Genomic DNA, 24,769 nt, shown 5'->3' on the forward strand with positions numbered 1-24,769 from the left:
TAACGCGAATCGACTTGGTGCATAAACTGTGCGAACCGTACGAACTGTGCCTAATCAAAGTCAGTTCTCATTGTAGTATTTAAATAGGGCTTGTGTCCCTAAATCTCCGTAGCCGCGTGCTGCCAAAAACTCAAACTCTTGTAATACTTGCTGTAAAACCGGTAACAAAAGTCCTTCCCGCATGGCTTCAGCTTGCGCAATGCGCATATCCTTAATAAAGTGCTTGATAAAAAAGCCAGGGGCATAGTCGCCGGCCGTAATTTTCCGTGAGCCATAATCGAGTTGGAAAGAGGCTGCGGATCCTTTGGAAATAGCCCTTAAAACAGCATCTAAATCGAGACAATTGCGTATGGCATAGGTCAACGCTTCCATTGTACCGGCAATGTTTCCTGCAATCGCAATCTGGTTTGCCATTTTACAATGCTGACCGCTGCCGGCGCCTCCGATATAATTTATTGTTTTCCCCATGGCAGAAAAAAGCGGCAGAGCCTTTTCATAAGTTGCTTTATCGCCTCCGACCATGATGGTCAGTGTCCCTTCTTTGGCCCCTATGTCACCCCCAGAAACCGGAGCGTCCAAAGCCTCCAGTCCGGCTGCAGCTGCTCTTTCGGCAATTGTCTTGGCTAGCGAAGGTGAAGAGGTGGTCATATCAATGAGAATCGCCCCTTTTTTTGCCTTAGGTATAATTGCGTTATAACATTCCTCCACATCCTTGGGGTACCCGACGATAGTTATTATCGCATCGGCTTCCGCTATGGCGTTATCAATACTTTCTACAGCTTTAGCCCCAAATTTCTCCAAAGTTTTTGCTTTGGCCGGACTCCGATTGTACACGGTTACTGCATGGCCTGCTTTTAAAAGATTTTTGATCATAGGAGCACCCATGACACCTGTTCCAATGAAAGCTGTTCTCATAAATATTCCCCACTTCCTTTTTTTTATATTATATACTTTCGGCGTTGGTTGGATACAAATTTAAACTAAGTGTTACAAAAATTAAAATTAACTTGAAGTTAGACACCATTATTTGCTAAAATATAAAATTATATTTAATTTTAGTTCAACTTTGACGGGGGATTACGATGACAAAAATAAATTTTTCACAAAATCAAGAGGCAGGCCGGATCCCTGAACTAAGCGAAATAACTGAAAAACGCAGCGGACACGGCCTTCATTTCCAATCGCGTTTAGGTTTCATTTTGTTGGCAGCCGGTTGTGCTATAGGACTCGGTAACGTTTGGCGATTTCCATATATGGTTTATAAAAACGGCGGAGCTATATTTGTCTTAGTATACTTGCTTTGCCTGCTTATAATAGGCTTGCCAGTAATGCTTTGTGAATTTGCAGTCGGCCGCATGAGCCGAAGCACCGCGATAAAGTCGTTTTCTGTCCTGCAGCCAAAAAAGACATATAAATGGCCTTGGGTTGGGTATTTAGCCCTGATCGGCTGCCTGATATTACTTAGCTATTACGCCATGATAGCGGGCTGGATGGTTGACTATGTAGTTGGTTTTGTTCATGGCCGATTTGCTGACGTGGGCAGCTGGAATACATTTGACCCGGCAAAATATTTTACTTATTTACTCTCCGATCCGGGGCGTATGATTGTGTTCACTGCCATTGTAATCCTTATTTGCTTACTCATTTGCAGCCTCGGATTTAATCGCGGCGTCGAAAAACTTAACAAAGGCATGATGAGTTTGCTTTTCATCATCCTAATCGTTTTAGCCGTGGTAAGTATGCAGCTTAAAGAAGCCCCGGCAGCGATGAAATTTTATCTGTTGCCGAACCTTAAACATGTTCAATCGATAGGATGGACAAAAGTTATATTTGACGCCCTAAATCAGGCTTTCTTTACCTTGAGCCTTGGTGTTTCGGCGATGGCAATTTTCGCCAGCCGCATCGGTCGTGAAAGGACACTTTTGAATGAGGCAGTTCAGATCGGTGTTCTAGACACCCTGGTGGCAGTCTTATCCGGTTTCATTATATTTCCGGCGGCGTTTACGTTTAATATCCCGGCCGACGAGGGACCTAATCTTATTTTTGTGACCTTGCCGCGTATTTTCCAAGCTATGAGCTATGGCCGGTATTTTGCGGTTGCGTTCTTTGTTTTCATGACTTTTGCGGCACTGTCTACTTTGCTTGCCGTACTGGAAAATATTGTTTCTTGTTTAGTAGAATTGACCGGCAGATCTCGAAAACTCTGCATACTGTTAACCGGAGTCATTGTTTTTTGCTTAAATATACCGAATATTTTAGGATTCAACATTTGGTCTACCTTTAAACCGTTCGGATTTTTTGACAATATAATGGATCTTTCGGACTTTATCGTCAGTGCTAATATTTTGCCCCTCGGTTCGCTATTCTATCTGTTCTTTTGTGTGACCCGTTATGGAATCGGTTTCGATGCCTTTCTAAATGAAGTTAATATGGGGCGTGGCCTTAAACTACCAAAAACGAGCAGATTATATTTTAAATATGTTTTGCCGATAATTATAATTTTGATTTATGTTATGGCGGTTAGCCGGCTGTTCTGAAATATTCGTCGCCAGCCACTTAAAAATACGCGAGGTTGAATTCGACTTAATTTTTCGGTTGGGAAGTAAGCACATCTTCACGTTGCAAGCGAATGGGCGGGACTCAATATTTTTCCAAGATAACCAAACGATCTCCGGCCACCAAACCTGTATCGCCGTTTGGGGTGATGATTTCCCGCTCATCACGTTGGATCATAATGATCAGCTGATCCGAAGCTATAGGCAGGTCTTTCAACTTGTGACCGACCCAAGGATGATCTGCGGCAAGTCTGATTTCTTTTAATTCTTCTCCGCTGTAGTCAAAGTATGCTTCACCGCCCAGGACGATTCTGTCACCGGCTTTGACGGAAGTGTCGCCGCGAGGAATGATCGTCTTCCCCCCACGCTCAATTTTGGCAATTATAAAATTGAATTGCGGATTTAAATCTTTGATCGTTTTTTCTATCCAAGCATTCCCGTCACGTACGGTTGCGGTGATAAAGTTGAAGCCAGATTTGATTTGATAGGAATTAAAAGTTTTCAAGACACTGTCGGCCGGATCGTACATTTTGAGCAGGCCGGTTACCCATGGCATCAAAGACCCCTGAATCAGAGCGGAAAACAGACAAACGGCAAAAACTGAATGAAATAGGTCGATGTTCAGCGCAATTCCGGCGTTTATGGCCATAATTGCAAAAGCGATCGCTGCTCCTCCACGTATGCCAGCAAATGAAATCAAAAGGTTTTGCCGCAGAGTTGTTTTAAACTTGAACATGAGAATGGAAACGGTCAGCGGACGAGCAAACAGCAACATAAACAGCATTAGCACGAAACCAAGTGGTAGGAAGTGAATTATCGTGGCTGGATCAGAAAGAAGCCCCAGCAGAAAAAATAAGATTATTTCTACCAGTTGAGTAACTCCATCATAGAAAAACACGACATCTTTTTTATGATGGAACTCCTTGTTGCCAATATATATGCCAAGTATGTACAAAGCCAAATATCCATTACCCCCGATAAAATCGGTTATGGCGTAAGTTCCAAGCATTATGGCAGCTATAAAAACGCTGAACAGTCCGTCTTCTGTCAAATGCAATTTTTTAATAACATGAATAAATAGGTAACCGACAATGAATCCCAAGGCGATACCGAAACAAATTTGCTGAAATATCAGCAACGGAACGGATATTTTGCGGTTCAGCAGTATGCACAAGAAGACCATCGTCAAGGTATAGGCGGTGGGGTCGTTGGAGCCAGACTCTATTTCTAAAAGAGGCGCGGTTTTATACTTCAGATTAAGCTTTTTTGAAACCAAAATATTGGAAACTGAAGCAAAATCGGTGGAAGCGACGATCGATCCAAGTAACATAGCTTCATAAAATTTCAAACCGAGAATATAGTGCGCAAATATGCCGGTAAATCCAGCGGTAAATACTACGCCGAGGGTCGCCAAGGTAATTGCCGGGGCGGCAACAGGCTTGGCCATCGACCAGTTGGTACCGAAACCGCCGTAAAACATAATGATCATCAGAGCCAAGTTCGCAATCTTGTCAGCTACATGAAAATTGTTGAATTCGATCCCGAGATATTTGAATAATATACCGAGAGTCAAAAATATCAACAGGGCGGGGATCCCCGATTTCTTAGCGAGACGTATGGCTAATAAGGCCAGGAGCAGAATAAGGGAAAAAAACAGTAGATACAAGATAACCTCCGGCAAATCTGTGCATTACAATAATTGATAAAATAGAATAAAAAGATTATAACATAAAATAATGACTCTTTTTACCATGACTACAGCTTAGCGATTAGCATCTTTTAATTTCCTGATTTACAGTTTATAATCAAGTATTATGTTTGAGCGGAAGCAGGAGGAAATTATGTACAAAAAAGTTAGCACAGATATGAATTTTGTAAAAAGGGAAGAACAGGTCTTAGAATTTTGGCGTAAGCACGATATTCGGCATAAGGTGACGGCGCTGAATTCGCAAGGCGAAAACTTTACTCAGTATGACGGGCCGCCTACAGCTAACGGCAAACCCCACATCGGACATTTTTTGACTCGTGCGATTAAAGACATAATTCCCCGCTACAAAAGAATGCAAGGCTTCCATGTCGAATTTAAAGCAGGATGGGACACCCACGGCCTGCCGGTTGAACTAGAAGTGGAGAAGCTCTTGCATATAAACGGCAAACCTCAGATTGAGGCCTATGGACTTGAACCGTTTATAAAAAAATGTAAAGAAAGTGTTTGGAAATACAAGGACGAGTGGGAGCAAATGTCCGAGCGGGTAGCTTATTCCGCCGACATGGATAACCCATATGTTACATATGACAACACCTATATTGAATCCGAATGGTGGGCGCTTAAGAAAATTTGGGAAAAAGGACTTTTGTACGAAGGACACAAAATCGTTCCTTATTGCCCCCGTTGCGGAACTGCGTTAGCCAGTCACGAAGTGGCCCAGGGTTACAAAGATGTGAAGGAAACTTCAGTCTTTATCCGCTTCAAGGTCGAAGGCGAGGCAAACACATGGTTCGCAGCTTGGACGACAACACCTTGGACTTTGCCTTCCAATGTGGCTCTTTGCGTTAACCCTGAGGCCGACTATGCTTTAGTTGAAGTGATGGTTGACGACAAAGACCAGTCTGCTGATTCGGATGAATGCAGCTGCGGCGTACTCAAAATTGATGCCGCACAAGCCGGCCGATATTGGGTTGCAGTGGCCTTGGTTGAAAAACTGTTCGGTCACAAGGCTAAGGTGATTAAAACATGTAAAGGTAAAGAGCTTGAACACGTGACCTATGAGCCGTTGTTCCCCTATGGCCGCAAAGCGATTGAAGCGGCACAAAAAAAGGCTTACTACGTTACCTGTGGTGATTATGTTACTCTCAGTGACGGTACCGGTATAGTTCATATAGCCCCGGCATTCGGTGAAGACGATGCCCAAATCGGTCGAGCCTACGATCTGCCGTTCCTTCAATTAGTTAAAGAAGACGGCACTATGCATGAAGATGTTAGCGATTTTGCTGGTATGTTCTGCAAAGATGCCGACAAACCGATCATTAAGATGATGGCGATGAACAAAAGTCTTTTGGCGGCCATACAGTTTGAACATAGCTATCCTTTCTGCTGGCGCTGCGACACACCCCTGATCTATTACGCCAGACATTCTTGGTTCATACGTATGAGCCAAATGCGTGAAGCTATGGTTGCCAATAACAATCAGGTTAACTGGATCCCAGAAAGTATCCGCGAAGGCCGGTTCGGTAACTTTATCGCTAATGCGATCGATTGGGGACTTTCGCGCGAACGTTATTGGGGAACACCTCTGCCGGTTTGGCGATGTGAGCATTGCGGCAAACTACATGTTGTTGGATCGATAGAAGAATTGCGTCGCTTGGCACCTGCTTGTCCGGAAGATATCGAATTACATAAACCATATATTGATGCGGTAAAATTCCCTTGCCCGGATTGCAATCACGTTATGAAACGTGTGAGCGAAGTTATCGATTGCTGGTTTGACTCTGGCGCGATGCCATTTGCACAATATCATTATCCATTTGAAAACAAGGAATTGTTTGAAGCCAATTTCCCGGCTCAATTTATATCCGAGGCTCAGGACCAGACAAGAGGATGGTTCTATTCTCTGATGGCTATATCGACGTTGCTTTTTGACCGGACGCCGTATGAAAATGTCATTGTCATGGGTCTTGTACAAGATAAAGATGGCATAAAAATGTCCAAGCACAAAGGCAATGTCATTTCTCCACAAGAAGCAATTGACCGTATGGGCTCTGATGCTGTGCGCTGGTATTTTTATACCAACAGCAATCCTTGGTTGCCTAGTCGTTTTTCCTTTGACAGCGTGGCGGAAGGTCAACGCCGTTTCATGGGTACCTTGTGGAACACATATGCTTTTTATATCTTGTATGCAGATATTGATCAGTTTGATCCTACTAAATATAAACTTGAATATAACAAGCTGTCAGTCATGGACAGATGGATTATTTCACGCTTGCAATCTGCCATTAAGACAGTGCGTGATTATTTAGATCATTACGACATTACAGCTGCCGCGCGGAGCTTACAGGAATTTGTTGACGAGTTGTCCAACTGGTATGTGCGTCGCTGCCGGACGAGATATTGGGCGGACGGGATGGAAGCGGATAAACGAGATGCCTATCTAACGCTTTATACAGTTTTGCGTAGCGTAGTGGAAATGGCGGCTCCGTTTGTTCCGTTTATTGCTGAAGAAATTTATCAAAATTTGGTCAGAAGTGTAGACGCCACTGCTCCGGAATCGGTTCATCTTGCAAAATATCCGGTGGCCGATCTGAACGAAATCGATTCACAACTTGAGGCTGAGATGGCGGAAGTATTACAAATAGTAGCCCTAGGACGGGCGGCCCGCAATGAGGCCAATGTTAAAAATCGTCAGCCTTTGGCGAAAATGACGGTTGTATCACCGCGGCGCCTGCCAGAAACCATGTTGGCCGTTATTGCCGACGAGCTCAATGTTCGGAAGTTGGTTTATGCCGATAATGCGGCCGATCTAGTCGATCATAAATTTAAGCCACAGCTGCGGACTTTAGGCAAACGTTTTGGCAAACAGTTGCCATTGTTGACCAAGGCTTTGCAAACGATGGACACGTGTGTGGCTTGGCAGAGATTGCAGGAAACTGGGTCGATTTCCGTTGACCTGGCCGGTGAACCAGTCAGCTTGACAGCAGATGATCTGCTGATTGAAACCGCACAAAAAAATGATTTGGCAACTCAGCAGGATAGAGATATCACGGTGGCCTTAGATCTATCTCTGACGCCGGAATTGATAGCTGCCGGCTTAGTACGTGAACTTATTTCCAAAATTCAGACATCACGTAAGGAAGCAGGCTTTGAAGTGGCAGACCGTATTGCTATTTACTATCAAGCAGATCCGGAATTGGTCGACATTTTCAATAAATATGCCGATGTCGTCAAAGATGAAACACTGGCTATTTCAATTGAAAATTGCAACGACGCAACGGATTTTGCTGCCAAAGAATGGAATATCAACGGCTTGAAATGTTGTATCAAAGTTGTGAGGAGGGCATAAAAATGGTGCCGACAGCCGACATTATACTCTCGACGGTTATATCGGTGGTTGTATTATTGTTTTCTCTAAGCTTTCATGAATGTGCGCATGGTTGGGTGGCGCATAAGCTCGGCGACAACACGGCTTGGGATTCAGGGCGGATAACCCTGAATCCTCTTGCGCATTTGGATCCGCTTGGTACGCTGATGATGCTTGGGGGATTGGTAGGATGGGCGAAACCTGTGCCGATTAATCCGACACGGTTTAACCCCCGTATCAGTATGAAAAAAGGTATGGTTCTTACAGCGGTGGCTGGCCCGTTGTCCAATCTTTTCCTATCTTTTATTGCAAATATTTTATTAAATATCGTGCTCCTTCTGGCGGCGGTTTCAGCTGCGAAAACAACCGTTTCACTGTACGATTCTCATATATTAAAAATAATTCTGGAAATATTGATTAAGTTCTCAATCCTCAATATAAATCTGGCTATTTTCAATGTGCTGCCGGTTCCGCCTCTGGATGGATACAAGGTGTTTGGGGCAGTGTTACCAAATAAACTTTATTACAGCATAATGAGATATGAACGCTACATAGGATTGGCATTTATTGCGGTCATACTTTTTCTGCCTAGTGTGCTTAACTCCGTTTTGCATGTAGTGGCCACGCCGTTTGAGCTGATTATTCACCGGCCGATTGACCTGCTTTTCCGTTTTCTGGGCGAGATACTGATTTAATGAACGAACAAGTAGAAGAACTAACTATAAAATTACCTGAGGCTGCCTTTGAAGGGCCCCTCAGTCTGTTGTTGCATCTTATTGAAAAGAATAAGATGGATATTTATGATATTAAAATTACGGAAATAACTGAACAATACCTTAGTTACTTGGCAAATTGGCGCCAAAATAAAGTTGAGATAGCAGCTGAATTTTTAGTAATGGCTTCAACTTTGTTGCAAGTGAAGTCTAGCTTGCTTTTACCGCGATCAACTCAGGAAGAAGCCGATGATGACCCTCGCACTGATTTGGTCATGCAACTTGTTGCTTACAAAAGATGCAAATTGTTGGCATCTGATTTAATACAACGCCAGAGTCGATATGGCGGCTGCTTGGTGCGCCGTCCCGCTTCGCCGACCGATTTAGGCATAAAGCTGGCCAAACTGCCTTCACCACCGTTGAGCATGGACAAATTTATGCAGGCGTGTAACAAGTTGGTGGCCAAGAACGCTTATCGCTTCCAGGACATTCGAAAACGAGTAGAATATTTGTTGCGACAAGATAAGGTGCCGATTAAGCAAAAAATAAAGAACTTTTTGAATCGAATTAAAGCAAGCAGACGTCTATTTTTCTTCGAACTCGTCCCGTTCAACGCGGGTAAATCTGAGCTGGTAGCCGGATTTCTTGCCATATTGGAGTTGTTGCGCATGAACCAAATTCTGGTTACGCAAAAGAAGTCTTTTGACGTAATTTTATTGGAAGAGAATCCGCAGGCTGACGATCAGGCTTGGCAGGAATTTTTGCGCGATGAAGGAGATCATTCATATGTGTGAAGTCGGTAAACTTCCCCAAGAAGCGATTGTTGAAGCTGTATTATTTGCCGCCGGTGATCCTTTGCCGCTTGAAACAATTGCTCATATTTTAGGTACAGAAAAAGCTGCGACAGCAGAAATTTTACAAAATTTGGCTGACAAGTGGGCTGCCGATCCAAGCAAAGGTGTTTACTTGAAAAATGTAAATGACACGTATACAATGGCGACCAAACCGATTTTAAGCGAAATTCTACAAACCTTATTCACTCCGGAAAATATGCCGCCAATAACGCCGGCAGCTTATGAGGTTTTAGCTATTATAGCGTACAATCAGCCTACTACCAGAGCACAGATTGAAGCTGTACGCGGAGTGAACAGCGACGGCCTTATACACCGCCTGTTGGAACACGACTTAATTGAACCGCGGGGATTTTTGGATGCTCCTGGCAGACCGCAACTTTTCGGCACTACAGACAAGTTCTTGTCCGAATTCGGTTTAAACAGCACAGAAGCTTTGCCACCGATGGAACTTTTAATGTATAGTAGTTTACAAGAGTTGACGGCTAATTTGCAAAAAACAGAGGGAGCTGCCAAGCTTAAAAATCAGATGAGTATTGATAACTTATTGGAATGAGTGATAACATGGATAAAATCACAATCGCAATTGACGGGCCTGCCGGTGCAGGAAAAAGCACATTGGCTAGAGCTGTAGCCGAAAAATTGAAGATTACTTATTTAGATACCGGGGCGATGTATCGAGCCTGTGCCTGGTACGCATTGTATAAGGGGATCAAGCCGAACAATTTAAACGCTGTCGAAGCTATTTTGCCTGAGCTGAATTTGCAAATCAGTTTTGCTGACGGCCATCAGAAGATAGCGGTTAATGGTATCGATGTTACAGCAAAGATCCGTACCGGTGAAGTTTCACGCGCCGCATCAGACATTAGTGCTTTACCACCGGTGCGCGTGGCCATGGTAGATAAACAGCGTGAAATAGCGGCATTACAGCCCTGTGTGCTTGACGGACGGGATATAGGCACCTATGTTTTGCCACAAGCAGAAATTAAAATTTTTTTGACAGCTGGAATAGATGCCCGGGCTGAACGTCGCTGGAAGGAGCAAACTGCTCAAGGCAAAAAGGTGCCACTTGCTGAGGTGAAATCAGATATTTCCTATCGTGATCGGCAAGACAGCGAGCGTGATTTTGCCCCCTTAAAACAGGCTGCAGATGCGATTCCACTCGACAACACTGAAATGTCTATAAACGAATGCGTCGACTTTGTGCTTAAACTGGTGAAAGAATATGAACGAAGCAAAAAAAGATAATTCTGACAATTACATTGACATTGATTCTAAAAGAGGTTTTCGCCAATTTATAATAGCCATAGTGCGCTTCTTACAGTGTATACTTTTCCGAGTACATTATCATGGCCTAGAAAATATACCCGATCGAGGGCCACTGCTGCTCACTGCTAACCACACGTCGATGTTGGATATAGTGGTAATTCTTACACGGGTAAAACCATGGATTTACTGGGTAGGTAAACGTGAGTTAACGAAGGCTGCTGTCGGGCGACTTTTCTTTAGTTGGTGGGGAATGATACCCGTAGATCGGAAAAAATTGGACTTGCACACTGCCAAGATGATGTTGCATTATTTGCAATCTGGCAAGGTTATCGGTATATTCCCCGAGGCGACACGCGTCCCTCGCGATGCTGATTTGCGTGACTATCCACCTAGCACAGGAACCGCACATTTCGCGGTGCGCAATAATATTCCTATTTTACCGGTAGCAATTTCCGGCCGCTTCAAAATCGGCGGACGAATTGATGTTACTTTTGGGGAGCCTTATCAGCTAAATGTCAGCAAAGATAAGATAAAGCAAAGTAGTAATGAAATGTCATATTATATAATGCAAAAAATTTATTCTCTTAAACAAGAAAAATATCCGGAATGCCCGATAATTAACGAAAAGAAATGTACTGATTATCTTGGAAAGCAACAGTCCGACGATAAAAATCTGTCAGATTTACATGCCATGAGTGGCAAGCAAGATCAACTTATTAAGGACGAGGCAGATGACAGCATTTATCAATAATTTTAAATTGAACACTATATACCGAAGTTCAAATGGTGATAAACCTTGTGAAATAAACTTAGCTGTTTCTGCCGGTTTTTGTGCTGGTGTCGCCAAAGCGGTTGCAACGGCCGAAGAAATGCTGCGTGAAGGAATAGCGTCTTCGTTGCCGACGCCATTTTATATGTATGGAGAATTGATACATAACAATTTTGTTATAGAGCATTTTACTTCAAACGGTGTAAAGGTAGTTGACTCAATAAGTGACATCCCAAAAGGCGCTAAAACATTAATCAGAGCGCATGGCATACCGCCGCAAGAAGAAAAAACTATCTTGGACGCGAATATAAAAATGACCGACTGTACTTGCGGATATGTTAGACGCATCCACACCATCGTTCGCCAGGCTTATCTTGAAGGTAAACAAATATTGATAACCGGTGCGCCGCATCATCCGGAAATAATTGGAATTAACGGAGAATGTGATAACACAGCAGTTATTTTGACTTCAACTGAAGACGCTGAAAACTTAGATTGCCAAAATTTTAAACAAAAATCAGCTATATTGGTATCACAAACTACATTTTCTTGCGAAATACACCAAAAAATACGCGAAATATTAAAAAATAAAATTGCAAAACTTGAATTTTTTGGTACAATATGTTTAGCGACTGAAAAGAGACAGGCAGAAGCTGCGTTCTTGGCTACGTACTCTGATATAATGATAGTGATTGGAAGCAAGAAAAGTTCCAATACTATGAAACTCTTTGATGTATGTCGCAATGCGTGTGGCGACACGTACTTGGTTGAAAAACCTGACGATGTCTGTGAATTGATGTGTAAGCATTCTTTGGCAGGGCAGAAGGTTGGTGTAACAGCTGGGGCATCTTCGCCGGAAAGTATTATCATGGAGGTTATCCAAAGAATGATTGAAAATGAAGTGGTTCAAAACCAGGCAGAACAAAGTGACGTTAGCTTTACCGATTTTATCGAAAATATACCGGAATTAAAACGTGGCGTTACAGTTAAGGGCGTTATTACGAGCTATGATGACGAGAACGTTTATGTCGATGTTAAAGACAAGTCGGAAGGGCGTATACCGCGTCGCGAGTTTGATAATGATCCGGAGTTTGATCTGGAAAAAGCCAAACAGGAGCACACGGAAATCGAGGTTTACGTGCGTAGCATCCGTAATTCTGATATGGGTAAGGATATTCAACTTTCCAAGGCACGTGTTGATTTTAGCAAATACAAAAATTTAATCGAGGAGGCTTACAAAAATAAGACTCCGATAACTGTTAAAGTGGTCAGCGTTGTTAAAGACGGTGTGATTGCTACTTTTGGTAGTGTCGATATTTATATCCATCGTACTCAGCTAGAAATGGGCACAGTAGATAACCTGGAAGACTATAAAGGCAAAACGATTGAGATTTTGGTTACTCAATTTGATCCGGAAAAGAAACGCATGCGTGTAGCCGGTTCCCGTCGTGTCCTGCTCAACCGTGAGCGTGCTGCTAAAGCGGCTGAAGTTTGGAATACTTTGGCAGTAGGCGATATCCGTGAAGGTGTTGTCCGCAGCCTGACCGATTTCGGAGCGTTCGTTGATATCGGTGGAGTTGATGGCTTGGTACATGTTTCCGAACTTTCTTGGAATAGAATTAAGCATCCTTCTGAAGTGATTAAAGTTGGTGATCATATTCAAGTATACGTAAAGGAGTTCGACCCGGAACGTAAGCGTATTTCCCTCGGCTATAAACGAATTGAAGATGATCCGTATCACGATATTGAGACCAGATTCCCGATTGGCACCATTGTCCACGGCAAAGTCGTCAGAATGTTCCCCTTCGGAGCTTTTGTCGAAATCGCTGACGGTGTTGATGCTTTGTGCCATATTTCTCAGATCAGCACGGCTCGTCTTGCTAAACCGAGTGAAGTTCTCAAAGAAGGAATGGAAGTTGATGCAAGAGTTATGGAAGTCAGCAATGAACAGCGTCGCATAAGCATCAGCATTAAAGAGGTTGCTCCTATCGATCCGATTGATGTTGCAGAAAAGAAAGAGGAACCAGCTGAAGAATTGCCCACAGAATATATAGACAAGAGCGATGCAGAAAAATAATTTTCTTAGACAATAGACCTATTCATATTTCACTTGCTTGCAAAAGTACCGGTTTCATTAGAGATCGGTACTTTTGTCTTTGGTGGGTGAATTTGAATAGCTTGATAGTTGCTGCTACCACTGCTGTAGTATGGTAGGATTTGCCACTTTTAAAGTGTAGCATGATTTAAAGTGAAGCAGGATTTAAAGTGCAGTAGGATTTAAAGTGCAGTAGGATTTAATGAGTCTTCTTTAGACAAGCGGAAGAAAGCCTCCGCATAAATGTTCATCGCTTTTTTTAGGGTATCACGCCGGGCGAACTCGCCAGTTTGGTGGCAAATACATTCTTCGCCTGGGAAAACCGGTCCAAAGGCTATGCAGTTTTTAACATCCCGTGCATATGTACCTCCCCCGATTGCAATAGGTTTCGCTTCGGCTTCGCCGGTTAATTGGCGATATATATCCATAAGCGTAATAACTAAAGGATCGCTTGGATCGCGAATTAGAGGGGACGAATCAGAGCTGACTTTAAAGGAACATTCATTTGCTGCGGCAACTTCTTCCAATACATTGATGATATTTTCCGAGCGAAAAGTTACAGGGTAGCGAATATCACATTCTAAAGACCAAGCTTGCGGGTTAAGCTCAGCTACGCCGGCATTGCAGGTTAAGCTGCCGGACAGATCGTCGTGGCATTTTATCCCGAGAAGTGAACCATCGGTTGTTGCCGAGAAGTATTTACTGAAGAAGTTTATAAAAGAATCTCGCTCAATATTAATTGAAGGGAGGGTGGTGAGTTGTTGAACCGCCAAACTAATGGCATTTTTACCCAGCCAGGGAGTGGAAGCATGGGCAGGTTCGCCGATAACGGTGTGGGTCTGGCCTTTAGCCGTGTAGGTGCAATAACCGGGAACAACATTGGCTTTAGTCCCCGCAACCAGGCTCTGCAGGTCAGATTCATTTGTTGGGCGCTGTTTACTGAAAGAAAAATGCAAATTACCCTTTTCTGCAAAAATAACTGGGAAGTCGGCATCCGCCGTAAATGCTGCTAAGGGAGCAGGCTCGTTGGCAGAATAATATTCCATGCAGTCAGAGCCAGATTCTTCATCTAGACCAAGTACTAAGCGAATGGTTACGGCTGGTTTGTAACCACTGTCTTTGAGTGCTTTTAGGGCGAACAGACAACACATGGCCGGGCCTTTATCATCGATGCTTCCTCGCCCGATTATTTTATCGTCGGTTATTACGGCTTTAAAAGCATCTTCCCAATCACCGGCCGGTACAACATCTAAATGGCAAACCGCAGCGACATATGGCAACGGTTTCTCTGCTTCAAAAGCTATATAACCAGCATATCCGTCGAGATTTTTGGTCGTGAAACCGAAGGAACTGCCTAAATTTAGCATATACTCTAAAGCTTGAAGTGTTTGCAAGCCGAAAGGTGCGTTGGGCAAAGGTGATGACTTAACACTGGGAATACGAATTAATTCGCACAAGTGTTTTTCCATCGTCTCGTAATAAGAATCAGTTTTTACCGGCATATTGTATCTCCCACTAAGTATAAGAGTAGTTTCACTTTATACATTATAAGGAAATACCGTGATTTTTCAAATAGCAATTTTCATAAAACACTCCGAATTATTATATTAATATTATATAAACATCATTATTTCTTGTTGAACGAAATATAGGAAATTGATATAATATATATGCGGTAGGAGAACCGCAGGAAACAAAATCAACTAGGGAGGAATAATTATGGATTTTACCAATTCTAACACCAAAACTTGCCTGATGAAGGCTTTTGCCGGTGAATCTCAGGCACGTAACCGTTATACATTTTTTGCTTCAGTCGCCAAGAAAGAAGGTTATGAGCAAATTGCTTCTATATTTACGGAAACCGCTGACAATGAAAAAGAACATGCCAAGGTATTCTATAAATTATTGGTGAGCCATTTCGGAGAGGAAACTTTGCCTCAGATGGTTGAAATTACAGCTACTTTTCCGGTAGCATACAATGACACAGCCAAGAATTTAGCTGCTGCCGCTGCTGGTGAAAATGAAGAGTGGAGCGATATGTATCCTAAGTTTGCCGATATTGCTGAAGCTGAAGGGTACAAGGATGTTGCCCGAGCTTTTAGAGCTATCGCGACGGTAGAAAAACATCACGAGGAAAGATATCTGAAACTTCAAGCTAATGTTTTAGAGGAAAATGTATTCGCTAAAGAAGAAGTAGTAGCCTGGAAATGTCGTAACTGCGGCTATATTGCCATGGGAAAGGTGGCCCCCAAAGTGTGTCCTGCGTGCCAACATCCCGGCAGCTTCTTTGAACTATTATCGGATAATTTTTAATCGAACTTAGTTTTAGTAAACGCTTCTTTAAATAAAGAGGCGTTTTTATATTATTTTCTCTTGTTTTTAATAGCGTAATATGATATAGTTAAATTGTTCTGATTGTTCGATGATAGTATCGTTTTCACACTTCATCTGACGGAGGATGGAGAGTGAGGACGTTTTTTTATGTTGATGATCAGGTAAATTTTTTAGGAGGTACCATTATGAACACAGGTACTGTAAAGTGGTTTAATGACACTAAGGGCTATGGCTTTATTGCCAATGATAACGGCGGAGACGATTTGTTCGTACATTTTTCAGCAATTCGTATTGACGGGTTCAAGACTTTGAAAGAAGGACAAAAGGTTACTTTCGATACTGAAGCGGATCCGAAAGATCCTAATAAGATGCGCGCTGTTAATGTTTGCTTGGCATAATTAATTAATACGCATTTGAAAAGGGTTACCTCACGGTAGCCCTTTTAATTTATTTGCATTCTATTCGTTTATATTCATTTCTCTAATTATGATTTAAAGAACTTTACTTAAGAATAGTTTTGTGCGGTTTTCTTTTGGCGTAGTGAAAATTTCTGCTGGTGTTCCGTCTTCAACAAGGTATCCGTCATCCAAAAATAAAATACGTGTTCCAACCTCACGTGCAAAGCGCATTTCGTGAGTAACAACAACCATGGTCATTCCATCTTTAGCTAGCTGCTTCATAACATCCAAAACTTCGCCAACCATCTCCGGATCTAAGGCAGAGGTAGGTTCGTCAAATAGCATGACACGTGGATTCATAGCCAAAGCTCGGACAATCGCTATACGCTGTTTCTGCCCGCCAGAAAGTTGATTAGGATAGCTGGCAATTTTCTCTTGTAAACCGACTCGCTCCAACAATTTAGTGGCTAATTTTGTGGCTTCAGGCTTGCTCATCCCTTTAACTAAAATCGGTGCTAAGGTAATATTGTCCAATACAGTCATGTGGGGGAACAAGTTAAAACTTTGAAAAACCATCCCCATGTCTTTTCTGATTGACTCAATAGATGTTTTAGGTGAGGTAATATCAACACCCTCGAATAATATTTCTCCGCTGTCGGCGGTCTCCAATTTGTTTAAGCAGCGCAAAAAAGTTGACTTGCCTGAGCCGGATGGACCGATTATTACCACCACCTCGCCGGCATCGATATGCGTCGAAATATTCTTTAAAACAGGTTTATGGTCAAAACTTTTATTTAAATTATTTATGAGAATCACTGTTTGCCAACCTCCTTTCAAAAAGAGAAATTACCTTTGATAAGACGGTAACCAGAACTAGATAAATCAGAGCTGCGGTTACATACGGCATAAAAGGTTTCAATGTAGAACCTTGCGCAATCTTGGCCTGGTACATTAGATCACCGATTCCGACGAAGGCTACAATTGCCGATTCTTTGATTAATGTTATAAATTCGTTCCCCAAAGCTGGCAAAACGGTTTTAATTGCTTGCGGCAAAATGATGTAGTACATAATCTGCTTTTTTTTCATTCCTAATGAAGATGCCGCTTCAAACTGCCCGCGGTCGACAGAGTTAATTCCACTGCGAATTACTTCAGAAACATAGGCTGAAGAATTCATGCAAATCGCAATTAAAGATAGCACCAATGGATTTTTTAAATAATTATATTCATTCGGAATAACGGAAGCGAAACCGTAATAGGCAATAAGAACTTGCACTAAAAGTGGTGTACCGCGAAAAATCTGTATGTAAATTTTGGCAGGTACAGATAGAAATGGAGACCGCGATCCACGCATGAACGCAATAAAAAGCCCTAATATAAAACCGAATAAAACTCCGAAAAAAGACAATTGCAGGGTAGTTAAAGTGCCGTGAAGGTACATACCACCCCATTTAGCTAAAAAGCTAAGCCAGCTATTTATTAATTCCATAATATCTCCCGGGAAAAATGATAAGAGGCTGATTCTTTTTAGAACCGGCCTCTTAGCTTATTGATTCAAAGGTTATTTTGTAGCTGCTGCAGCATCGGCACTGATTTTTTCATATTGGCTGATCCATTCTTTAACTTTGCCGGTGTCGATTAGTTTTTGCAATTCGCGGTTAAAGTATGTAGTTAAAGCATCATTTCCTTTTTTTAGAGCAATACAAACTCCGGGTTCATCCGGTAAAGTGATATCTAAAGCCACCAAATCAGGGAAAAGCTTTACATATTGCTCACCACTGCTTTTGGCAATTACCAATCCGTCAGCGGTCCCATTCAAAACTTCCATAACCAGGTTGTTTAATTTGGCCAAACTTTTAACTTTAACTTCGGGAGGGAACTTTTCGTGCACCGTAGTCTCTTGAATAGATCCGGTTTGCGCACCTACAGTTTTTCCTTTGAAGTCTTCAAGCTTTTTATATTGTCCGGCAGCCGACTTGTTAACTAATATGATCTGTTTATTTTGAAAATAAGGTTGAGTCATATTTACGCTCTCAAGTCTTTCTTTGGTGACGGAAAGTCCGGCGATGCCGATATCAGCTTGGCCTGAGGTGATACTTGGCACGATAGCGTCGAAGTCGAGATCTTTGATTTCTAATTCAACGCCGATGGATTTGGCAAGAGAGCGAGCAATTTCAATGTCAAAACCGACTATTTCGTCTTTGCCGTTCTGCATTAAATGCCATTCGTAAGGTGGATAATCGGCGCTGGTGGCTAGAACCAGTTTGCCTTTTTTCTTTATTTCCTGTAGAGCCGGATCGGCTGTAGATTCATCGGAAGATTGTCGTGATCCTTCGGCGGTTGCAGAAGCAGCGGGTTTCGATTGCATTGAAGAATCGGATTTGGTGGCAGGGGAAGGCTCGCCGTTGCAGGCGACCATAGTCAATGCAAAAACAAGCAACAATGAAAGTGTGACTAACTTTTTCATATAAATAACTCCTTTAAATTTAATTAATGTTGTTGTCTGATTGATTGCATCGTCGTCGCAAATTGTAGAGCAAATCCTTATCCTCCTTAAATTGTTGTTGATATCGTATTCTACACCTTATTTGTCAATAAAACAAGGGAATTTTGTTGTTTATTGTCGTTCCCAATATTTTAATTACCAACATTACAACTTCTCTTTTGAGAAATTTTAGGGTATAATTATTCGCAAACCATAACTGTTTATAACTGGAGGTAACATGGATATATCAAATTGGGAATTGCATATATTGGATTATATACAAGATAATTTCCGCCATGTGTTTTTGGATGTAATTATTCCGCCGCTAAGTTTTTTGGGAGAACTAGGTTGGTTCTGGCTTGTTCTGGCTCTAGCCTTCTGCTTTAACAAAAAATGGCGTCGCCAAGGGGTAAGGATGTTGTTCGCAGCGGCTTTTTGTGGTATCGGATGTAATTTGTTTTTAAAGCCGTTAGTGGCACGGCCACGTCCGTTTGCTTTAAGACCGCAAAGTTATCCTGGTTTAGTCGATTTTCCTTCGGAATTTTCGTTCCCTTCTGGGCATTCTACTGTTTCTTTCAGTGCTGCCTGTTCTCTATTTGATGCTTCGCTCAGTTTCATATATTATGCATCTTTAGTCTTGGCATTGCTAATCGCTTTAACGCGATTGTATTTATATGTGCATTATCCTACTGATATAATCATCGGGGCCGCAATGGGTTTTTTGAATGCATGGATTGCGGACAAGCTTATTATCATGTTGGAGAGACGCTCGAAACATTTTGCTTCATTTATAAATGGTTCAGAAGAGGCGAGTGTTGAGATTACGTCAAAAAGCTAAAAATAGACTTGGTAAATGTTCTGTAATTAGTCTTGACTTTGTACGTAAGATGCTGTAGAATACAAGGGTACTGAAAGCCAGTACAGAATAGTCGCTCGTGTGGCGGAATCGGCAGACGCAGCGGATTTAAAATCCGTCGGAGTAAAATCCGTGCCGGTTCAAGTCCGGCCATGAGCACCAATATCGCGGAGTGGAGCAGATGGTAGCTTGTCGGGCTCATAACCCGAAGGTCGGAGGTTCGAGTCCTTCCTCCGCAACCATAAGAGCCGATTTAGCTATTGCTAGATCGGCTTTTTTAATGAGGTAAATATGGCTGAGTATATTCATTTGACAGAAAAAGACTTAGAACACAGACATGATCGTAAAATAACACATGTTGTGATTGTGCTTTTAATGTTAGCTGTCATAATTTCAGTCGGTGGATACATATATTACATAATGATGCGCAGCGATAAGGAAGCATCTGAGACCGCCAAGCACACTAATAATCATGTTGATCAGGTGTCACCCGCCACAGAATTATCCGGGAAAACCGGTTCTGACGGAAATACAGCTGTAAATTTGCCAGATGGACCAACTACTGAAAAAGCAGGGAAGCAGGCGGATGAAATAAATCCTTACAATTTGTACTCCCCTCAAGACCGGATTAAGTTGCTAGAGTTCGCCATCAATGAAATTCGCGGCAAGACAGCTGAATTTGCCAATTATGCTAAAAATAACGGCAAGGTGTTGGCTGCTGAAGCTTTCTGTAAAGGTTTTGGAGAAAAATTTAAGCTTATTTATTTATTCACTTTCAGTATGCGTAATAATGCCACGGTTGAAGGGGATAGAGCTGAAAAATTAATAACTTGCTCCGTTAAACTCACTGATATCGCTTTTACGGATGGGAAACTGACCTGTAAATCGGAATTTTCCCGATCAGACAAGGCTGACGGTGATATTGCGGCAACACGCCAGAGTATTAAAGATTCCGGATATAAGGGCATTGAGTTGGAAACGGCTAATGTGAATGAAATCATACTCAACGAACAGAAAGACAGCATAAAAGAAAACGCGTCGGAAGTGTATAAATCTCCCTTTGCGTTAAATGGTGGAAAATTGGGCAATGTTGAGGTTATGGTAAATAGATTACGAATACGGGAAACTCCCGGTTTGGATGGCAAAATTTTGGGCCATATTGCTAAGGGTAAGCATGCCTTTTATGCTTTAAAAACGCAAGATGGCTATATCTGGGCTAAGCTTGAGGAAGGTTGGGTAGCTATGAAGGATGATGAATGGACGCGATTTGCCAACTGATTATTGCTTTTATTGTCATGATGTGATAAAATGAACAGGCTTTTCGAGGTGTAGCGCAGCTGGTAGCGCGCCTGCTTTGGGAGCAGGATGTCGCAGGTTCAAGTCCTGTCACCTCGACCAATATATTAGGCCGTTACACTATTGTAGTGTGGCGGCCTTTTTGTTTAGTTGTTGGATTATTCGCAGCAAGGGAAAATAAAATAATAAGATTAAAACTTTCGGCACTCCTCTATTAAGAGACGGTGGAAATACGCTTGAATGGAATTCGGTGGTGAAATACGGAACCGAACGGTCCTTCAGATTAACTACAGTATTCTATTTATCTGAAGGACTATCGGTAGGGGATCATAGTTTATGCATCGGAGCGGGAAAAACCATTAAGCATCCCGCAGCTTGCTGTGTGTAGAACTTTGTTAAGACAATCGTCAGTAAGATCTTTTGCCATATTCGCCATAGCTTCATTTGCTGATTCACAAATTTCTTCAGCTGTTTTACCTGTATCAATTGCGGCTGCAAATCCGGCTTCGGTTGTATTGAGGAGAGTGTGTGCTTTTACTCCCACTGAAATCTGATAGCGTTCTATATGTGAACTGCATTGGGCAAAATGTGCATCGGCTAGGGCACCGATGAGACGATTGGCCCAGTAGAAGCTTTCAGTTGTAACTGCGGTAGTGGTGCGAGCAAGGTAGTCAGGGGTACGATTGACGGTGATATAGAATGGAACCATAGCGTTAAATACATTTGAGCCGTAGGCGATCCATTCTACAGCACAGAGCTCATCAGGCATATCGGGACGCAGTTGAACCAATCCAAGAAAATTATTACGGTTTATGCCGATCGGGCGCAGTGATCCGCGACGATTTGATTCCCCATAGTGGGCGTATGGGTCAAAAGGGGTTCCTTGAAAATGACCGGAAAGAGTGTATTTAACATCTTCCGGCGTAATCTTTTTTTCCGGAACACGTGCCCAGGGAATATTGTCGGAGTCGGGACGTAAATCTGCCGCATCTGTATCCCAAACAGCCGAATTGCGGTTGAAATAGCGTTGAATTACCCAAGCTCTAGGCGTGTTGTAGGTGTGATCAGCATCAGAAGCTGTGCCGAACGCGTGGCGAGGGTTGAATTTGCCATTCTTACTTAAATCCAAATGATATTTTTGAACGAATTCATATAAATCATCCGAGCAAAGGTGATTGATTTTCTTGCCTAAGGCATCTTTAAAATCAAACTCATCTATGCCGAGCTGGTTTGGCATAACAACATATGCTTCGTCGGGAACACGTTTGGCTATCCAATGGTGTCCTCCGATAGTTTCCAACCACCAAATCTCGTTGACATCTTGAAAAGCGATACCGTTTAGTTCATATGTGCCGTATTTAGTCAAAAGTTCACCTAAACGAAGGACACCCTCACGAGCACTGCGGATATAGGGCAGACAAATGGTAACAATATCTTCTTCTCCAATTCCGCCGCATACTTCAGGTTGATAATCAGGATCGCCCGGTTTTCCCTTAGCTGGTCGGTATTCAACCAAGGGGTCGGCACCAAGCAGCCGTTCATTGGCTGTTATTGTTTCGGTCGCAGTCATGGAAACATTGGCTGAATTTACGCCGCACGCAGCCCAAATGCCTTCGTAGGTAAAACCGTTAGGCATGGCGGTGTAGCGCATTGGATTATCCGGCAACTCAATTTCTACGTGGGAAAGAATTGATTTATAATGTCGTGGTTGCTGATCAGGTTGAACAACGACAAACTTTTTCGGTGTAAATTGCCCGGACGGTGAGTCTTCATTACGGGCAACCATTGTTGAACCGTCATAGGTGGCTTTTTTTCCGACTAATAATGTGGTACAAGGCATAAGCAATTCCTTTCTGTCCTTAAAATGTGTAACATTGTCTATTAATGTAGAACGCAAATTCATTAAGTGTGTTGTACAGTGTTATACGGTGTCATGCGGTGTCATACGGTGTCATACAGCACTCAAGAATTGTATAAACAGGGTTAATTATAGCAAAATTACCGAGTGGATACAAAAACACGGTCGTAAATATTGTGCTAGAATATCAGTGCGGAGATTTTCCCGGCACTTAATTATTGAAAACGACTGTAGCCGGAACGGAGGAAGTTATGCGAATTTTAATCGGGCTGAAGCGTTGCTCTACCTGTAAAAACGTTGAGAAAATTTTAAAAGATAAGAATTTAGTTTATGAATATCGTGAAATTGACAAGCACAGACCGACAAAGGATGAGTTGTCTGCTTGGGCAAAAAATTATGGCGTGCCGCTGAGCAAACTGTTCAATACGTCGGGAGTTATTTATCGGGAGCAGCATCTAGCCGAACGGCGCAAGTCAATGTCAGAAGATGAGCAAATTGAATTGCTGGCAGGGAACGGAATGCTGGTTAAACGACCGATTTTACTTTCAGATGAGCCCGGCGAACCGTCCATTTTGGTTGGAAGAGATATATCGAAAAAAATTGATGCGGCAAACGCGGTAAGTACGGCAAAAAATTGAAAATTTTTGACATCCGAGTTTAACAATTGGGGAGGCGAGCGTGGAAAAGAAGAAAATTATCGCTATATGTTATGATTTCGACAAAACACTTAGCCCGGAGAACATGCAAGAGCAAGGGTTTATTCAAGCCGTAGGACATGAGCCAGATGAATTCTGGCGATTGTCAAATGATTTTGCCGCCGAACACGATGGTGATGCTAATTTGGCCTACATGTACTTGATGCTTCATGCTGCGGCCGGCAAATTTAAGCTGACGCGAGATCTGCTGCGAGACTACGGCAATAAAGTCAGATTGTATCCGGGGGTTGAAAATTGGTTTGAACGTACATCTGCTTATGCTGCTTCCCGTGGTTGGGCGGTTGAGCATTATATTATCTCATCCGGCTTAAAGGAAATGATCGAGGGTACCACGCCGGCTAGAAACGGCGCTTTCACTAAAATATATGCAGGGTCTTTTTGTTATGATCGGCAGGGACAGGCATTCTGGCCGGCGCAAACAGTAAATTATACCGAAAAAACGCAATATCTATTTCGGATTTCCAAGGGCGTTTTAGATGTCAATGACACAGCTGTAAACAATTATTACCGGGTCGATGAGTTACGTGTACCTTTTCAGCATATGATTTACATAGGTGACAGCGAAACTGACATTCCATGCATGAAACTTATATCTTCCAACGGTGGGTACTCAATTGGGGTATACAATCCAGTAGGCGGCAATCAATTGATACAGAAGATTTTTAACGAGGGAAGAATAAATTACTATGTGCCGGCCGATTATCGTCCCCATCAAAAACTTGACTGCCTGATCAAAAAAATAATTGATTTAATTATAAGTGTAGACGACTTAAATAATTATCCTAACGGCTGATATAGCAGATAAGTAGGAACATCCTACGTCGTAAATGCGGTGAAATGCAGCTGAAGCTTAAGCATAGTTACCATAATTTATTTAAATCATTAACGTTTGACGAAATAATTGAAGCTGCTTCTTCCAATTTCTGGACATCGTCATTGGAAAACCTTGCAATTTCAGGACTGTCGATGTCGAGAACGCCGACAATTTTGCCGTTATTGTATAAAGGCAGGACTAGTTCCGAACGGGAATGGCAATCGCAGGCAATATGGCCGGGAAATAAGCTTACATCATCCACTCGCATAACTTTATTTTCTGCCCAAGCCGTGCCACATACCCCTTGACCAAATCTGATAAGGGTACAAGCAGGTTTCCCGAAAAATGGCGCTAAGCGAAGACAGTTGTGGATAGGATCAACAACATAAAAGCCTATCCAATTTATTTTGGGGAGAGCCATTCCTAGTAAAGCTGCAAGGTTGCTTAATTTGGTAACTGGATAGGAATTGTCGCCGGCTAAGGCCGCTAATTGTGCTTTTAAGCATTCGAAATCATTAAATGTGGCTGTGGATAATTCAAAAGACATAGTAACTCCTGTGAAGTTGTAGTAATATTATCATGAGTATTATACATTATTTGTTAGTATATGAATAATGTTGTAAAATGTATAGAGCAATTTTTAGTTGCTGTTAGTATTCTACCGTGATTGGCGATTTTTGGCATT

General features: G+C 42.4%; 22 protein-coding genes and 3 tRNA genes. 17 read left to right on the forward strand and 8 right to left on the reverse strand.

The window, feature by feature from the left end:
* Positions 1-60: 60 nt before the first annotated feature.
* Positions 61-915 (reverse strand): NAD(P)-dependent oxidoreductase, encoded by an 855-nt coding sequence (locus HMPREF0868_RS03195; RefSeq protein ID WP_012993263.1) that lies wholly within the window; start codon positions 913-915, stop codon positions 61-63.
* Positions 916-1,082: 167 nt separating this feature from the next.
* Here HMPREF0868_RS03195 and HMPREF0868_RS03200 point away from each other — a divergent pair, with 167 nt between their 5' ends.
* The gene (locus HMPREF0868_RS03200; protein WP_012993264.1) at positions 1,083-2,537 is read left to right on the forward strand and encodes a sodium-dependent transporter; all 1,455 of its coding nucleotides are present in this window, start codon (positions 1,083-1,085) and stop codon (positions 2,535-2,537) included.
* Positions 2,538-2,640: 103 nt separating this feature from the next.
* Here the strand turns inward: HMPREF0868_RS03200 and HMPREF0868_RS03205 are convergent, their stop codons facing one another.
* On the reverse strand, positions 2,641-4,221 hold the full coding sequence (locus HMPREF0868_RS03205) for a potassium/proton antiporter (protein ID WP_012993265.1): 1,581 nt from the start codon (positions 4,219-4,221) through the stop codon (positions 2,641-2,643).
* Between the two features lie 175 nt (positions 4,222-4,396).
* Here HMPREF0868_RS03205 and ileS point away from each other — a divergent pair, with 175 nt between their 5' ends.
* The 7 genes from ileS to HMPREF0868_RS03240 are packed head-to-tail and all read left to right on the forward strand — an operon-like array spanning position 4,397 to position 13,309.
* Positions 4,397-7,612, forward strand: a complete 3,216-nt coding sequence (ileS, locus tag HMPREF0868_RS03210; RefSeq protein ID WP_012993266.1) for an isoleucine--tRNA ligase — start codon at positions 4,397-4,399, stop codon at positions 7,610-7,612.
* Between the two features lie 2 nt (positions 7,613-7,614).
* Positions 7,615-8,325, forward strand: a complete 711-nt coding sequence (locus HMPREF0868_RS03215; RefSeq protein ID WP_012993267.1) for a site-2 protease family protein — start codon at positions 7,615-7,617, stop codon at positions 8,323-8,325.
* Positions 8,325-9,137 carry a segregation and condensation protein A gene (locus HMPREF0868_RS03220; protein WP_012993268.1) on the forward strand — a complete coding sequence of 271 codons (813 nt, stop codon included), beginning with the start codon at positions 8,325-8,327 and terminating at the stop codon, positions 9,135-9,137. The genes HMPREF0868_RS03215 and HMPREF0868_RS03220 overlap by 1 nt, the downstream gene beginning before the upstream one ends.
* The gene (gene scpB / locus HMPREF0868_RS03225) at positions 9,130-9,750 is read left to right on the forward strand and encodes an SMC-Scp complex subunit ScpB (protein WP_012993269.1); all 621 of its coding nucleotides are present in this window, start codon (positions 9,130-9,132) and stop codon (positions 9,748-9,750) included. Before HMPREF0868_RS03220 ends, scpB begins: the two co-directional genes overlap by 8 nt.
* An 8-nt stretch (positions 9,751-9,758) precedes the next feature.
* The gene (gene cmk / locus HMPREF0868_RS03230; RefSeq protein ID WP_012993270.1) at positions 9,759-10,442 is read left to right on the forward strand and encodes a (d)CMP kinase; all 684 of its coding nucleotides are present in this window, start codon (positions 9,759-9,761) and stop codon (positions 10,440-10,442) included.
* Positions 10,420-11,214 (forward strand): lysophospholipid acyltransferase family protein, encoded by a 795-nt coding sequence (locus tag HMPREF0868_RS03235; RefSeq protein ID WP_012993271.1) that lies wholly within the window; start codon positions 10,420-10,422, stop codon positions 11,212-11,214. Before cmk ends, HMPREF0868_RS03235 begins: the two co-directional genes overlap by 23 nt.
* Complete coding sequence (locus HMPREF0868_RS03240; RefSeq protein WP_012993272.1) at positions 11,195-13,309, forward strand: bifunctional 4-hydroxy-3-methylbut-2-enyl diphosphate reductase/30S ribosomal protein S1; 2,115 nt, start codon at positions 11,195-11,197, stop codon at positions 13,307-13,309. The genes HMPREF0868_RS03235 and HMPREF0868_RS03240 overlap by 20 nt, the downstream gene beginning before the upstream one ends.
* A gap of 200 nt (positions 13,310-13,509) precedes the next feature.
* Here the strand turns inward: HMPREF0868_RS03240 and HMPREF0868_RS03245 are convergent, their stop codons facing one another.
* Positions 13,510-14,829 (reverse strand): Sapep family Mn(2+)-dependent dipeptidase, encoded by a 1,320-nt coding sequence (locus HMPREF0868_RS03245; protein WP_012993273.1) that lies wholly within the window; start codon positions 14,827-14,829, stop codon positions 13,510-13,512.
* A gap of 217 nt (positions 14,830-15,046) precedes the next feature.
* On the opposite strand from HMPREF0868_RS03245, the gene rbr reads away from it, so the two are divergent.
* Both rbr and HMPREF0868_RS03255 read left to right on the forward strand, forming a co-directional pair.
* On the forward strand, positions 15,047-15,640 hold the full coding sequence (rbr, locus tag HMPREF0868_RS03250; protein ID WP_012993274.1) for a rubrerythrin: 594 nt from the start codon (positions 15,047-15,049) through the stop codon (positions 15,638-15,640).
* 206 nt (positions 15,641-15,846) lie between these two features.
* Positions 15,847-16,059 (forward strand): cold-shock protein, encoded by a 213-nt coding sequence (locus HMPREF0868_RS03255; protein WP_012993275.1) that lies wholly within the window; start codon positions 15,847-15,849, stop codon positions 16,057-16,059.
* Positions 16,060-16,152: 93 nt separating this feature from the next.
* On the opposite strand, the gene HMPREF0868_RS03260 is transcribed toward HMPREF0868_RS03255, so the two are convergent.
* The 3 genes from HMPREF0868_RS03260 to HMPREF0868_RS03270 all read right to left on the reverse strand — a co-directional run bounded on the left by HMPREF0868_RS03260 (position 16,153) and on the right by HMPREF0868_RS03270 (position 18,526).
* Entirely contained in the window at positions 16,153-16,875 is a 723-nt protein-coding gene (locus HMPREF0868_RS03260; protein ID WP_012993276.1) for an amino acid ABC transporter ATP-binding protein, read from the reverse strand.
* Positions 16,859-17,548 carry an amino acid ABC transporter permease gene (locus HMPREF0868_RS03265; protein ID WP_012993277.1) on the reverse strand — a complete coding sequence of 230 codons (690 nt, stop codon included), beginning with the start codon at positions 17,546-17,548 and terminating at the stop codon, positions 16,859-16,861. The genes HMPREF0868_RS03260 and HMPREF0868_RS03265 overlap by 17 nt, the downstream gene beginning before the upstream one ends.
* A gap of 72 nt (positions 17,549-17,620) precedes the next feature.
* On the reverse strand, positions 17,621-18,526 hold the full coding sequence (locus tag HMPREF0868_RS03270; protein WP_012993278.1) for a transporter substrate-binding domain-containing protein: 906 nt from the start codon (positions 18,524-18,526) through the stop codon (positions 17,621-17,623).
* Between the two features lie 256 nt (positions 18,527-18,782).
* Here HMPREF0868_RS03270 and HMPREF0868_RS03275 point away from each other — a divergent pair, with 256 nt between their 5' ends.
* From HMPREF0868_RS03275 to HMPREF0868_RS03295, 5 genes are all read left to right on the forward strand, one after another.
* Entirely contained in the window at positions 18,783-19,382 is a 600-nt protein-coding gene (locus HMPREF0868_RS03275) for a phosphatase PAP2 family protein (RefSeq protein ID WP_012993279.1), read from the forward strand.
* Positions 19,383-19,475: 93 nt separating this feature from the next.
* A tRNA-Leu gene (locus HMPREF0868_RS03280) sits at positions 19,476-19,562 on the forward strand.
* Between the two features lie 4 nt (positions 19,563-19,566).
* Positions 19,567-19,642: transfer RNA gene (locus HMPREF0868_RS03285), tRNA-Met, on the forward strand.
* A 49-nt stretch (positions 19,643-19,691) separates the two neighbouring features.
* Positions 19,692-20,678 carry a hypothetical protein gene (locus HMPREF0868_RS03290; RefSeq protein WP_012993280.1) on the forward strand — a complete coding sequence of 329 codons (987 nt, stop codon included), beginning with the start codon at positions 19,692-19,694 and terminating at the stop codon, positions 20,676-20,678.
* 44 nt (positions 20,679-20,722) lie between these two features.
* Positions 20,723-20,798, forward strand: a tRNA-Pro gene (locus tag HMPREF0868_RS03295).
* A 232-nt stretch (positions 20,799-21,030) separates the two neighbouring features.
* Here HMPREF0868_RS03295 and HMPREF0868_RS03300 read toward each other — a convergent pair.
* Positions 21,031-22,536 (reverse strand): C69 family dipeptidase, encoded by a 1,506-nt coding sequence (locus HMPREF0868_RS03300; protein ID WP_041705670.1) that lies wholly within the window; start codon positions 22,534-22,536, stop codon positions 21,031-21,033.
* A 269-nt stretch (positions 22,537-22,805) separates the two neighbouring features.
* On the opposite strand from HMPREF0868_RS03300, the gene HMPREF0868_RS03305 reads away from it, so the two are divergent.
* Together HMPREF0868_RS03305 and HMPREF0868_RS03310 are read left to right on the forward strand one after the other, a co-directional pair.
* The gene (locus HMPREF0868_RS03305; RefSeq protein WP_012993282.1) at positions 22,806-23,192 is read left to right on the forward strand and encodes an ArsC/Spx/MgsR family protein; all 387 of its coding nucleotides are present in this window, start codon (positions 22,806-22,808) and stop codon (positions 23,190-23,192) included.
* Between the two features lie 40 nt (positions 23,193-23,232).
* Complete coding sequence (locus tag HMPREF0868_RS03310; protein ID WP_012993283.1) at positions 23,233-24,063, forward strand: HAD family hydrolase; 831 nt, start codon at positions 23,233-23,235, stop codon at positions 24,061-24,063.
* Positions 24,064-24,130: 67 nt separating this feature from the next.
* On the opposite strand, the gene HMPREF0868_RS03315 is transcribed toward HMPREF0868_RS03310, so the two are convergent.
* Positions 24,131-24,631, reverse strand: a complete 501-nt coding sequence (locus HMPREF0868_RS03315) for a GAF domain-containing protein (protein ID WP_012993284.1) — start codon at positions 24,629-24,631, stop codon at positions 24,131-24,133.
* Positions 24,632-24,769: the final 138 nt, after the last annotated feature.

The sequence above is a fragment of the Mageeibacillus indolicus UPII9-5 genome (assembly GCF_000025225.2).
In the GTDB taxonomy this organism is placed as follows: Bacteria; Bacillota; Clostridia; order Saccharofermentanales; family Fastidiosipilaceae; genus Mageeibacillus; species Mageeibacillus indolicus.

Bases quoted from the DNA above. Each gene is read 5' to 3' on its own strand.
- rbr (WP_012993274.1), top strand. From the start codon at position 15,047: ATGGATTTTACCAATTCTAACACCAAAACTTGCCTGATGAAGGCTTTT.
- HMPREF0868_RS03245 (WP_012993273.1), bottom strand. From the start codon at position 14,829: ATGCCGGTAAAAACTGATTCTTATTACGAGACGATGGAAAAACACTTG.
- HMPREF0868_RS03195 (WP_012993263.1), bottom strand. From the start codon at position 915: ATGAGAACAGCTTTCATTGGAACAGGTGTCATGGGTGCTCCTATGATC.
- ileS (WP_012993266.1), top strand. From the start codon at position 4,397: ATGTACAAAAAAGTTAGCACAGATATGAATTTTGTAAAAAGGGAAGAA.
- HMPREF0868_RS03300 (WP_041705670.1), bottom strand. From the start codon at position 22,536: ATGCCTTGTACCACATTATTAGTCGGAAAAAAAGCCACCTATGACGGT.
- HMPREF0868_RS03315 (WP_012993284.1), bottom strand. From the start codon at position 24,631: ATGTCTTTTGAATTATCCACAGCCACATTTAATGATTTCGAATGCTTA.
- HMPREF0868_RS03240 (WP_012993272.1), top strand. From the start codon at position 11,195: ATGACAGCATTTATCAATAATTTTAAATTGAACACTATATACCGAAGT.
- HMPREF0868_RS03235 (WP_012993271.1), top strand. From the start codon at position 10,420: ATGAACGAAGCAAAAAAAGATAATTCTGACAATTACATTGACATTGAT.
- HMPREF0868_RS03290 (WP_012993280.1), top strand. From the start codon at position 19,692: ATGGCTGAGTATATTCATTTGACAGAAAAAGACTTAGAACACAGACAT.
- scpB (WP_012993269.1), top strand. From the start codon at position 9,130: ATGTGTGAAGTCGGTAAACTTCCCCAAGAAGCGATTGTTGAAGCTGTA.
- cmk (WP_012993270.1), top strand. From the start codon at position 9,759: ATGGATAAAATCACAATCGCAATTGACGGGCCTGCCGGTGCAGGAAAA.
- HMPREF0868_RS03270 (WP_012993278.1), bottom strand. From the start codon at position 18,526: ATGAAAAAGTTAGTCACACTTTCATTGTTGCTTGTTTTTGCATTGACT.
- HMPREF0868_RS03220 (WP_012993268.1), top strand. From the start codon at position 8,325: ATGAACGAACAAGTAGAAGAACTAACTATAAAATTACCTGAGGCTGCC.
- HMPREF0868_RS03200 (WP_012993264.1), top strand. From the start codon at position 1,083: ATGACAAAAATAAATTTTTCACAAAATCAAGAGGCAGGCCGGATCCCT.
- HMPREF0868_RS03255 (WP_012993275.1), top strand. From the start codon at position 15,847: ATGAACACAGGTACTGTAAAGTGGTTTAATGACACTAAGGGCTATGGC.
- HMPREF0868_RS03265 (WP_012993277.1), bottom strand. From the start codon at position 17,548: ATGGAATTAATAAATAGCTGGCTTAGCTTTTTAGCTAAATGGGGTGGT.
- HMPREF0868_RS03305 (WP_012993282.1), top strand. From the start codon at position 22,806: ATGCGAATTTTAATCGGGCTGAAGCGTTGCTCTACCTGTAAAAACGTT.
- HMPREF0868_RS03275 (WP_012993279.1), top strand. From the start codon at position 18,783: ATGGATATATCAAATTGGGAATTGCATATATTGGATTATATACAAGAT.
- HMPREF0868_RS03215 (WP_012993267.1), top strand. From the start codon at position 7,615: ATGGTGCCGACAGCCGACATTATACTCTCGACGGTTATATCGGTGGTT.